Origin of the sequence: Gordonia sp. SL306 (assembly GCF_026625785.1) — a bacterium.
Classification (GTDB): Bacteria; Actinomycetota; Actinomycetes; order Mycobacteriales; family Mycobacteriaceae; genus Gordonia.
The window spans coordinates 927,216-939,608 of the sequence record NZ_CP113063.1 but is presented as its reverse complement, the minus strand read 5'-3'; the positions used below and the strand labels follow the sequence as shown (position 1 = coordinate 939,608).

The window sequence follows — 12,393 nt, the reverse complement described above, 5'->3', positions numbered from 1 at the left end:
CGATATAGGCAGACGACGGTGTGGACGACTGCACCAGAGCGCACTCCCGGGCCGGCCGCACGGCCGCCCGTCCCCGAACGAGAGGAACGATCGATCATGACCAATCCCTTCGATGACGAGAACGGCCGATTCTTCGTGCTGGTGAACGAGGAGAACCAGCATTCGCTGTGGCCGACGTTCGCCGACATCCCGGCCGGCTGGACCAAGGTCTTCGGCGAGGACGACCGTGCGGCGTGCCTGGAGTACGTCGAGCAGAACTGGACCGATCTGCGGCCGAAGAGCCTGATCGACGCGATGGAGGCGGACCGGGCAGGCTGACCGAACGGGTCGGTCCGGTCGCGGCGGGCGGTCGGGTACATGGCCACGTTGGTGTACCCGACATCGCGACCGGTGAATTTTCTCATCGTCCTCCGGTGACAATCGCAGGGAGTATCTGTCATCATTTGCACACAGCGATTACCCAGATCCGGAGGATTGTCGGACGCTTTTTCGACTGGCGGAGAGCAGGTCAGGAATGGATGGTGACATGGGATCGTGGGACTTCCCGCGATTGAGGGCGACGTGCGACGAAGTCCATCGCCGCGCCGAGGTCACCCCTGGCCTGACCGCGGTCCGACACAGCGGTGACTCGGCCACCTACCAGGATCTGGCCGGCGCCCTCACGCGCTACGACCTCGTTGCCGAGAGCAACGGGCTCGGCGTCGGCTCGTCACTTGTCGCGGCGATCCTGCACTGCCTGCCGCGGATCGGGTCGCTCGACGAGCCGTCGGCGGTCTCCACTGCGGTGGGGCAGGTGGTGGAGTGGCTCGCCCGGGACGTCGGGGACGGCTACGGGATGTTGCGCTCGGTCGGCTGATGCCGCTCCGCTCATCGTGAGGTGGCGGCTCTGCGATACCCGTGCAGGGCGGGGTAGAGGCAGGCGGCGATGATGAGCACCGTCCAGGCGACCACCTTGATCATGTTCTCCGCGATCGGGCCACCCGCGGCCAGCGATCGCATCACCTCGATGGCCGGACTCATCGGCTGGTTCTCGACGATCGGCTGCAGCCAGCCCGGGTAGGCCTCAACGGGGGAGAATCCGGAATTGAAGAACATGAGAACGCTCGACACCAGCGACAACAGCGGGACAAGAGGAGCCGACGGGCGCGCGCTGACCGCGAGGGCGAGCACCAGCATCGCGTAGGCGACGCCGAACATCAGCGAGACCCCGAAGATCCCGACGACCGCGACCACCCCACCGGTGATGTCGAAACCGATGGTGGAGCCGACGGCGATCAGCAGTGCCGTCACCACCACGATGCGGAAGACCTCGCTCAACAGTCGCGAGGTGAGGTCGGCGGCCCGGTTGATCGGCAGCACGTACAGCCGCGCGAGCAGACCGGTACCCCGCTCCTGGTTCAGGCGGATGCCGGCGGCCACCGACCCGAACATGGCACTCACCAGGATCACCAGCGGCACGGTTCCGTAGGTGCTGTCCTGCCCGGTGGCACTGCCGATTGCATCACCGAGTACCACCTTGAACATGACGAGGGTGAGGAGCGGGACGAGGACCAGCTGGAGGAAGGTGCCCCGGTCGCGCACCATGACCGAGATCTGGCGCCACGCGAGCACCGCGCTCTGCTCGACGAACGCCCGCGCCGACCGCTCGACGGGGAGCCGCCCGGCAGGCGCCTGCGTGACGGTGGTCATCGCACCACCCGGCGCACACCGAGCACGGTGAGCAGGCCCCCGGCGACGGCCAGGCCGACACACCACCAGATCGTGGGCGTGAGCAGGTCGAGGGTGGCGGTGCCGTCGCTGAGCGAGCGCATCGCGGTCGCGAACTGAGAGATCGGCTGGTTCCGCACGAACGGCTGAATCCATTCCGGGAACTGGCTTTCGGGCACGAATCCGGTCGACAACATGCCGAGGATGAGAATCGGCAGCGAGAGCGCCTGACTGGTGGCCTCCGGACTGTTGGAGAGCAACCCGACCGCATCGGCGAGGACCGCGATGAGGATGCCCACCACCAGCACGACCGCGAACAGACCGATCGTGTCCAGCACATCCCCGTTCGGTCGCCAGCCCATCACCAGGCTGGTCGCGGTCGCGCAGATGATCGAGATGACGAGCAGCACCGTGTTGGTGCCCATCCGGGCAAGGGGAGGGATCACCGGCGGCATCGGGAGGGTCCGGAATCGGGTGTTGATGCCCTTGGTGGCGTCCACCGCGGATCTCATGGCCGCCGACGACGCGACGAAACTCACCGACTGCAACGAGATGATCGGCATCAGGAAGTCCGCGTAGTCCATGCCCGGGGCCGCGTTCATGATCGAGCGCAGCGGGACATAGAAGCAGATCGCGAGGAGCACCGGCGCGACGAACGCGAAGATGATCTCCCCGTTGCGCACCATCGAGGAGATGCCCCGACCGGTCAGCGTCCACCATTGCGCGCCTGCCCGGGTCCGCGGCCGGAGGAGGTGTGCCGCCTCGAGCGTCATCCGGCCGGGCTCTGCTCGTCGTCGGAGGTCGACACCGCCGTGGTGTCGGCCGGATCCGTCAGGGCGAGGAAGACCTCGTCGAGGCTCGGGCGGCAGAGCGCCACGTCCGACAACCGGATGCCGGCGTCCTTGGTCCGTTGGACGATCTCGACCAGTGTGTCTGCCCCGGCGGCGGCGGGCACCGTGACAAAGGTGGCGACCCCGTCGGGCTCGTCGGCGGTGGGTCTCCCGGCGCCCTGCCCGTCGACTGCAATCCCATCCAGGCACGCGAGCAGACGGTCCAGATCGTCGGGATCGGTGGGGGTCACCTGATAGTGCGACGCGCCGGTCGCCGTCTTGAGCTCGTCGGCGGTACCCGACGCGATCACTCGGCCCTTGTCGATCACCACGATGTGATCGGACAGGGTGTCGGCCTCTTCGAGGTATTGCGTGGTCAGCAGCGTGGTCACGCCTTGCCGGCGCAGCGACTCGACGAGCTTCCACACGTCCTGGCGGCTCCGCGGATCGAGCCCGGTGGTCGGCTCGTCGAGGAATACGATCTCGGGTTGCGTGACGAGGCCACACGCGATGTCGATCCGGCGCCGCATACCGCCCGAATACTCGCCGACCTTGCGTTTGGCTGCCGCGGTCAGCTCGAACGATGCCAGTAGTTCGTCGGCTCTCGACCGGGCCACCGCCTTGGACAGACCCATCAGCCGCCCGAACAGGACCAGATTGTCCCGACCGCTGAGCGCTTCGTCGAGCGCGGCGAACTGACCGGTCAGCATGATCGATCGGCGGACTCCCGCGGGGTCGGAGACCACATCGTGACCGGCGACGATTGCGCTGCCGCCGTCGGGCTTGAGGAGGGTGCACAGCATGTTGACGGTCGTCGTCTTTCCCGCACCGTTGGGCCCGAGGAGCGCGAGGATGGAACCCTTCGCGACCGAGAAGCTGACACTCTCGACGGCGACGTTGTCCCCGAATCGCTTGTGCAGGCTGATGACTTCGATGGCGGGGCGCGCCGAGGAGTCGTCTCCTGCAGTCGGATCGACGGTGGCCGGTGCCGGCGATGGTCTCCGCGGCGTGCCGGTATCCGGGATCACGGTCGGCGCTTGTGGCTGCGAGGAGGATTCGACGATGTTCCACCCGGACGCCACGTCTCGTGCAGGGCCGTTGTCGGTCGGCAGGCCGTCGTCATCGGTCGGCGCCGCGCGTAGGGGCATCGTCCGGGCCTCGTCGGCGACGACCGCCGCATGTCGGGGAGCCCCCGGTGTGTCCGGGGTCGAATCAATATCCCCGACGGTGCTGCCAGTTCGGGCGCCCGCCGGCCCGCCGGACTGCTCGGCCATCGACTGCTCCTCTCGGGCATCTCGGTCGCCCGAGTCGGGGGCGGGTGTGCACCACCCTTCTCGGGCTACGCGACACCGCGCGGATCGTGGGGACGCCGGGCGCGTGCCCCGCGGGCGGTTCCGAGCGTCCGGTGTGGGCGATGCTACCGAAATTGTTTGAACGGTCTGGAAAGATTCTCGCTCTCGGAGGCCGAATCATTACGTCGCCGCGCACCGCATTAGTACGTTTGGACGACTTCGGAGTCGGTCGCGTAACGATCTCGGCCGCACGGCCGAATTCCTATCGTGAGCTAGCCGTTTACCAGAGATTCGTGTGCCCGGGCCAGGGCTCGTGCATTCAAACGAATCATGGTGAATTTCGTTGGGAAAGGTGGATAATGACGCACACTGTTGCCTGGGAACGGAGTTCCCGCGAACAGACAGCCCACAACGACCCGAGCGTCGGTTGATCGTCAGCCGTCGGCGGGCCGGGCTGGCCGCTGACCTGGGAAAGAGGGGCTATGGGTTCGGTCGAGAACACCCATGATGCCACTGAGACAGACACCGAGAGCGGGGCAGAACTGGTCCCCTTCGCGCTGACCGCAGCGCAGCGCGGGATGTGGTTTGCCGAAAATCTTTCGGCCGACTATTCCGTTACCGTTGCTCAGTATCTCGATATCCGGGACAAAGACCGACCACTCGATCGCGATCTCTTCCGAGAGGCGGTCGTCGAAAATGCGCATGAACGCGAGTCTGCCTTCACTCGGATCGTGGAAGTCAACGGCGTACCGATGCAGATCGTCGATCAAGGACTCGACAACGATCTCGATTTCCTCGATTTCCGCGACCATGCGGATCCCGTCGGTGCGGCGCTGCGATGGATGAATGACGACTATCAGCAACACATGGATCTGCGACGTGACCATCTGGTCGTGTCGACGCTCATCAGGGTCGCCGACGACCGTTCTTTCTGGTATGTGCGGGCCCACCACATCGCGATGGACGGTTATGCCGGCCTGACCGGCGTGCTCGAGGTGGTGACGAGGTACAACGCGGCTGTCTCGGGCTCGGACTACGTGTCGAACCGGGGCGCGTCACTCGCCGAACTCGTCGAGGACGACAAGAAGTACATCGCCGGCACCCGCCGGGAGGCCGACCGCGAGTACTGGATCGAGCGGGTCCGGGATCTGCCCGAGCGCGTCACCCTCGCCCATCGATCGGTGGCCGCGGAGCTGTCGCCACGCAACCTGGTCGCCGGGTCGCAGCTGAGCGCATCCCAGCAGTCCGATCTCGACCGTGTGGCAGCCGAGGCCAACACGTCGGCGGCGGTGCTCCTCACCGCGGGCTTCTCCGCCTACCTGGCCCGGATGGCCGGCACCGACGACGTGGTGCTGAGCCTTCCCGTGACCGGTCGGGCGACGGCAAAGATCAAGCGCGCCAGCGGAATGCTCGCCAACATGCTGCCGGTCCGGGTCCGCGACGCCTCACGGCTGACGATGCGCGGGCTGATCGAACAGGTCCAACTCGAGCTGACCGGCGCCCTCCGCCACCAGCGCTACCGGTTCGAGGACATCCGCATCGACGCAGGACTGCAGGATGCGAACACCGCGTCGTTCGGCCCGATCATCAATCTGATGTTCTTCGACAAGCCGATCGAATTGACCGGCGCCACAGTTGATTACCAGATCCTCTCATCGGGGATCCTGGAGGATCTGCGGCTGAACGTCTATCAGGCCAGCCCTGGCGCCCGGCTGGTGGTCGACTTCCACGGCAATCCGAATCTCTACTCGGCCGTCGAACTCGAGGGGCACCTCCAGCGCTTCCTGGCCTTCCTCGACCGCATCTTCTCCGAGATGGACCTGCTGATCGGCGACGTCGATCTGCTGCTCGACGGTGAGCGCGAGGAGATGGTCGGTCTCGGCGTCGGACCGCAGGCCACACCACCGGATCCCGATGCGCACCTGCTCGCCGCTTTCGGGCAGCGGGTTCGTGACCGGGGCGACGACGTCGCCATCGAGTCCGGAGGACGACGCTGGACCTACGCCCAGTTCGATCGCCTCCGGACTCTCATCGCAGCGCACCTGGTCAATTCGGGTATCGGCCGTGGCGACCACGTGGTGGTGGCCCTCGACCGCGGTATCGCACAGGTCGCCGCCATCTACGCGACACTCTCCGTCGGCGCGGCCTATGTCCCCGTCGATCCCGCGCAGCCGCAGGAGCGACGCCGTCTCATCGCCGAGACCGTCGCCGCCCATCTGATCGTCGACGCCGCACTGCTCGGTTCCATCGGATTCGACACCGCCGCGAACAATCCCGCGGCCCTCGCCGAGCTCGCCCCGGCCGGTGTGACGGGTGGCGGCAGCGAGGCCGCCTACGTCCTGTTCACCTCGGGGTCGACCGGAACGCCCAAGGGCGTGCAGGTGTCGCACGCAGCGGTGCACAACCGGCTCGCCTGGATGCAGGACAACTACCCGTTGGCCGCCGGCGACAAGGTGCTGTACAAGACGCCGTTCACCTTCGACGTCTCCGTCTGGGAGCTGCTGTGGCCGTTGGCCCAGGGAGCGCAGATGGTCATCGCCCGGCCGGACGGGCACCGCGATCCGGAATACCTTCTCGACCTGATCACCGAGGAGCAGGTGAACGTCCTGCACTTCGTGCCGTCGATGCTCGACGTCTACACCGAGGTCCTGCAGAACGACGGGCATCTCACCCTGCTGCCGCCAACCGTCCGGCGGGTCTTCACCTCCGGCGAGGCGCTGCCGCGACTCCTCGCCGACCGCGTGCTGGAGGGTTCGTCGGCCGAACTGGTCAATCTCTATGGTCCGACCGAGGCCGCGATCGACGTCACCGAGTATCGGGTGGTCGCCGACGACGGCCCGGTGCCGATCGGCAGGCCGGTGGCGAACACCGACGTCTATGTCCTCGACACCCGCCTGCGGCCCGTTCCCGCCGGTGTCGCGGGGGAACTCTATCTCGCGGGATGTCAGCTCGCCGACGGCTACGTCGGTCGGTCGGACCTGACCGCTGACCGCTTCGTCGCAAATCATCTGGGCCCGAGAGGTTCCCGGATGTACCGCACCGGTGACCTGGTTCGCTGGAGCCCCGATGGCCAGCTGCATTACCTCGGGCGTACCGACTTCCAGGTCAAGATCCGCGGGCAGCGGATCGAACCCGGTGAGATCGAGTCGGTGCTCGACAGCATGCCGGGAGTGGATGCCACCGCGGTGGTGCCGCGCACCGACCTGGCGCCGGGGCCGGTCCTGGTGGCGTATCTGCGGTCCGACGACGATTCGGTCAGCGAGGCCGCCGCACTGTCCTGGTGCCGTCGTCACCTGCCGTCGCACATGGTCCCGTCGGCGGCGGTGCTGCTCGATCAGTTCCCGATCAACGCCACCGGCAAACTCGATCGTAAGCAACTGCCTGCGCCGGACCTGCGTCCGGTGATCGCCTACGAGGCGCCCCGCACGCCGGTGGAGCACACGCTGGCATCGCTGATCGGGGAACTCCTGAGCGTCGAACGTGTCGGATTGCGCGACAACATCTTCGCGCTCGGTGGTGATTCGCTGATGGCCGCACGCCTGGTGTCGAGGGCACGGGTCGAACACAACGTGCGGATCGATCTCACCGACGTGTTCACCTCGGTCGACGTCGGCGAGGTCGCGGAGCGTTCACGGCGGGGCGGGGCCGATGGCCGTCCCGAACTGACCCGGGTCGAGCAGCGTCCCGACACGATTCCGCTGTCGCACTCCCAGACCCGGCTGTGGTTCGTGAACCGGATGGATCCGGTGGCGAGCACCTACAACATGCCCGGCGCTGTCCGGCTCGGGACCGAGGTCGACGTCGCTGCTCTGCAAGGAGCACTCGGTGACCTGGTCGATCGCCATGAGACCCTGCGCACCAGGTTTGCGTCTGTGGGCGGCGAGCCCGTGCAGGAGATCTTGTCGCGAGCCGAGGCGATGGGCTTTCTGGACATCGAGGTCGCGGTCGTCGACGAGGGGGTCGACGAGACGGTCGCCGCGGAGGCGGCCCGAGGATTCGACCTGGCGCACGACATCCCGTTCCGCGCGAGGATTCTCCGCGATCAGACCGGGTACGTCGTGGTGGTGGTGCTCCACCACATCGCAGGCGACGGATTCTCGTTGGTGCCGCTCATCCGCGATCTCTTCGTGGCCTACAGCGCGCGGCGCTCCGGCGGCAGGCCGGCATTGCCGCCGCTGACGGTGCAGTACGCCGACTTCGCGATCTGGCAGCACCGGCTCCTCGGTGACCCGGAGAACCCGACCCCCCTCGCCCGGGAGGGTCTGGCCTTCTGGGAGGAGGAACTCTCCGGACTCCCGGGCTTCCTGCCATTGCCGACCGACCATCCGCGGCCACACGTCGCGACGGGTAACGGCGGATACGTCGACACGGTGTTCGACGCCGACCTCGCGGCCGGTATCCGCTCACTCGCCAGGGATCACAACGTCACCCCGTTCTCCGTGGTGCACACCGCGTTCGCGGTGTTGCTCGCGAGGTGGGCCGAGGTGGACGAGGTGGCGATCGGGACGGCCGTCGCCGGTCGCGACGAGCCCGCGACCGCCGACCTGGTCGGCATGTTCGTCAACACCGTGGTGCTGCGGACATCGATGCGCCCGGAGGACACGACCGCCGAGCTGCTCGACCGGGCGCACACCACCCGTACGCGGGCGATGCGGCACTCGTCCATCCCGTTCGAGCGGGTCGTGGAAGCCGTTGCCCCCGAACGATCGGCGGCCCACACCCCGTTGTTCCAGGTGGCGCTGACGATGCATCCGGGGCAGGCGACGGCGCTCGGGGACTGGGTCGAGTCGGCCGAGATGCTCGACGCTCGGGTGCCCGCCGCCAAGTTCGATCTCTCCGTCACGGTCACCGATCAGGTCGGCGGAACGGGTCTGGACGTGGAGTTCGCCTATGCTGCCGACATTTTCGACCACCGGACGATCGAGCGGGTCGCGACGCAACTCGTCACGGTCCTGTGGACGATGATCGAATCGCCTGCCCGGCCCGTCGGCACGATCGATCTCGTGGCAGGTGAGGAGCGGGCGGCGCTGATCGCACCTCCGGAATCGCGGGTGATGCCGGAGACGCTGCGCGACCTGCTGGTCGCCGGAGTGGTGCACGCGAATCCGGCGGCGGTCGCGATCAGCGGCACGTCCACCATCACGTGGTCGACCATGGAAGTGGTGTCGAACCAACTCGCGCGGGAACTGGTCGCCCGTGGTCTCGGCCCGGGTGACCTGGTCGCCATCTGCATCCCGCGTTCGCATCTCTCGGTGCTCGCGATGGTCGCGGTGGTCAAGTCGGGAGCCGCGTTCGTGAGCATCGACCCCGGCCATCCGCCGTCACGGCTCGCGGAGATCCTCTCGGACAGCGGCGCTGCCCTCGGACTGACGTCGACCGCCGTCCGGGGCAAGGCACCCGAGGGTGTCTCCTGGCTGGAGGTCGACGACGCAGCGGTGGAGCTACAACTGGCCGGTCACAGCGGTGCGCGCCTGCACACGGGCGAGCTCCGGCGTGCCCCGCGCGTGGACGACCTCGCATACCTGATCTACACCTCCGGTTCCACCGGACGCCCGAAGGCGGCCGCGCTCAGTCATGTCGGGCTCGCGAACGTGGTGGCGAATCAGCAGAAGATCCTGCGCCTCGACCAGCGCTCCCGGGTGCTGCACGTAGCGTCGCCGAGTTTCGACGCGTCCATCTTCGAGATCCTGATGGCGCTGTGCACGGGTGCCGAGCTCGTCGTCAGCCCGGCGGGGGTGTTCGGCGGCGACGAGCTCGCCGAGCTCATCGACCGGCATCGGGTCACCCACGCGGTCATGACGCCGTCTGCACTCGGCACGCTGGAACCGGCCGCCGTACCCAGCCTGAGCCGCGTGATCAGCGTCGGCGAGGCATGTCCCCCCGACCTGATGCGGAAGTGGGCGCGGGCCGGCCGGGCGTTCTTCAACCTGTACGGCCCGACCGAGGTGACCATCTGGGCCACCGCAGCGGGCCCCCTGCACGAGGGCGACGAGGTCACGATCGGGCAGGCGGTGCCGGGAGTCGGCGGCCTGGTGCTCGATCACACTCTTCGCCCGGTCCCCGTCGGGGTGCCCGGCGAACTGTATCTGTCCGGGGCCCAGCTCGCCCGTGCGTATCACCGCCGGAGCGATCTCACCGCCACCCGATTCGTGGCGAACCCGTTCTCCGCCGGGGATCGGATGTATCGCACGGGCGACCGGGCGGTACGAACGGCGTCGGGAAATCTCCGGTACGTGGGCCGCACCGACTTCCAGCTCAAGATCCGCGGACTGCGGATCGAGCCGGGCGAGGTCGACGCCGCGATCCTGCATCACCCTTTGGTGACCGAGGTGGTGAGCTTAGGGGTGCCCGGGCCGGGCGGCGACGACGTGCTGGTGGCCTACGCGCGACTGGTCGAGGGCGCGACGGCCGAGCCCAAGCGGATACTCGAACACGCGGCCGCGCAACTGCCCGGATACATGGTTCCGCACGCGGTGGTGATCGTGAAGGAGTTCCGGTTGACCACGGCCGGCAAGATCGACCGGAAATCCCTTCCGCCGGTGGATTTCAGCGTGTCCGCGCCGTACCGGGCGCCGAGTTCGCAGATGGAGGCGGTCGTCGCGGGCATCTTCGGCCAGGTACTCGGCCAGGACCGGGTCGGTGCCGACGCCGACTTCTTCGACCTCGGTGGCAGTTCGCTCTCGGCGACCAAGGTGACCTCCCGGCTCTCCGCGCTCCTGGATCGACAGGTACCGGTGAAGCTGCTGTTCGAGCGTCCGACGGTGTCGTCGCTGGGGCAGGCTCTCGCCGGTGGTCCGACCGGGCACGGTGCCCCGCCGTTGCTCGCGCGCAGTCGGGCGGAGCTGGTGCGGGTGTCCGGGATGCAGCGTGGACTGTGGCTCGTCAACCGTGCCGATCCCCGGTCCGCGGCCTACAACGTCGCCATGGCGCTGCGGCTGGCAGGCGACCTCGATGTCGTCGCGTTGCAACTCGCGACCGCGGACATCGTGCGCAGGCACGAATCGCTGCGCACGACCTATCCGATGATCAAGGACGAGCCGATCCAGGTGATCATGCCTGCCGACGTGGTCGAGAGCGAGCTGACCATCGAGGAGCGCACCGTCACGACATCGATCGAGTCGGCCATCGGTCAGGTCACCGGTGAGGGATTCGACATCACCACCAGGCCGCCGGTACGAGCGGTGCTGCTCAAGGCTTCTGCGCACGAGCACATCCTGGTCTTCGTGGTCCACCACATCAGCGCGGACGGGGCGTCGATGGCGCCACTGGCACGGGATCTGATGACGGCATACGCGGCGCGCAGCGCCGGGGCCGAGCCGGCATGGAAACCCCTTCCGGTGCAGTACGCGGACTTCAGCCTCTGGCTGTCGGAACGTCTGGCGGTCACCGACGGCGACGGCATCACCGAGGAGGAGCGTCAACTCGGTTACTGGGACGAGCGGTTGGCGGGGGCGCCCGAGCTGTTGGAGCTGCCCCACGACCATGCCAGGCCGAAGACGCCGAGTTTCCGCGGTGACACGGTGAACTTCGAGGTCCCCGCGTCTGTGGTGGCGAATCTGGACATCGTTGCGCGGCAACATCACACCACGTCGTTCATGGTGATCCACGCCGCGTTCGCGATGCTGTTGAACCGGATCTCCGGCCGCGACGACCTGGTGATCGGAACGCCGTTCGCCGGCCGCGGCGAGCAGAGCCTCGATGATGTGGTGGGGATGTTCGTCAACACGTTGGCCCTGCGGACCCGGGTGCGCCCGGGCGAGCGGTTCGTCGACCTGCTCGAGCGCGTGCGCAACGACGATCTCGCCGACATGTCGCACACCGACGTCGCATTCGAGAACATCGTGTCCCGGACGCTGCCCAAACCACCCACCTCCTACAACCCGGTCTATCAGGTGATGCTGGCGTTCCAGGACGTGGAATTCCCGACGCTGCAGTTCGACCGGCTCACGGTCGAACCGATACACGAGGAGCTGGCATCGGCCAAGGTCGACCTGCAGCTCACCCTCTTCCCGAACGATCCGGACCGGGACGAGCACGGGGGTGCGCTGCGCGCGCAATTCCTCTATGCCACGGATCTTTTCGATCGGTCGACGATCGAGCGGATGGCCCTACGGTACCTCCAGCTGCTCGAGGGGGTCGCGGACAATCCGGAGTGTGTGGTCGGTGACGTGAGCATCCGTCTCGACGACGAGGTGGTGGCCGCGGCCGGATTGCCGGTGGACGACGCGGACGAGAGTCTGGCCGCACTGGTCTTCGAGGCCGCCGCGATCGATCGCACCGCCACCGCGGTCGGTGGTCGCGCAGCACTCGGCTTCGGAGATCTCGAAATGATGACCAGCGCGATGAATCCCGCAGCGTCCGATGCGGATTCGGCGCTGACGATGGCTCTCATGACACTTGTTCCCGGGCTGGCGGAATCCGGCCCGGAAGGTTTCGACGGACTCCTGGCCGAGCTCCGTGAGCGTGCCCATGGCGTGATCGCCGGCGGCCGCCGGAATCGTGGCGCCGCGGGCGGCGAAAACCCTACGGATTCGGTCGAGGCGGAAGGTAGCGAACGGACGTGA

Annotated in this window: 6 protein-coding genes; 3 read left to right on the top strand and 3 right to left on the bottom strand. The window is 67.4% G+C overall.

From position 1 onward, the window contains the following. Window positions 1-96: 96 nt before the first annotated feature. Window positions 97-318: an MbtH family protein gene (locus tag OVA31_RS04355; RefSeq protein ID WP_324290184.1), complete on the top strand. Its 222-nt coding sequence runs from the start codon at window positions 97-99 to the stop codon at window positions 316-318. Between the two features lie 208 nt (window positions 319-526). Then, entirely contained in the window at window positions 527-856 is a 330-nt protein-coding gene (locus OVA31_RS04350) for a hypothetical protein (RefSeq protein ID WP_267629873.1), read from the top strand. A gap of 11 nt (window positions 857-867) precedes the next feature. Here the strand turns inward: OVA31_RS04350 and OVA31_RS04345 are convergent, their stop codons facing one another. The 3 genes from OVA31_RS04345 to OVA31_RS04335 are packed head-to-tail and all read right to left on the bottom strand — an operon-like array spanning window position 868 to window position 3,811. After that, window positions 868-1,689, bottom strand: coding sequence for an ABC transporter permease (locus OVA31_RS04345; protein ID WP_267629872.1), 822 nt, complete (start codon window positions 1,687-1,689; stop codon window positions 868-870). Beyond that, window positions 1,686-2,480 carry an ABC transporter permease gene (locus tag OVA31_RS04340; RefSeq protein WP_267629871.1) on the bottom strand — a complete coding sequence of 265 codons (795 nt, stop codon included), beginning with the start codon at window positions 2,478-2,480 and terminating at the stop codon, window positions 1,686-1,688. The genes OVA31_RS04345 and OVA31_RS04340 overlap by 4 nt, the downstream gene beginning before the upstream one ends. Continuing rightward, on the bottom strand, window positions 2,477-3,811 hold the full coding sequence (locus OVA31_RS04335) for an ATP-binding cassette domain-containing protein (protein WP_267629870.1): 1,335 nt from the start codon (window positions 3,809-3,811) through the stop codon (window positions 2,477-2,479). The genes OVA31_RS04340 and OVA31_RS04335 overlap by 4 nt, the downstream gene beginning before the upstream one ends. A 500-nt stretch (window positions 3,812-4,311) precedes the next feature. Between OVA31_RS04335 and OVA31_RS04330 the strand changes: the two genes are divergently transcribed. After that, window positions 4,312-12,393, top strand: coding sequence for a non-ribosomal peptide synthetase (locus OVA31_RS04330; RefSeq protein WP_324290183.1), 8,082 nt, complete (start codon window positions 4,312-4,314; stop codon window positions 12,391-12,393).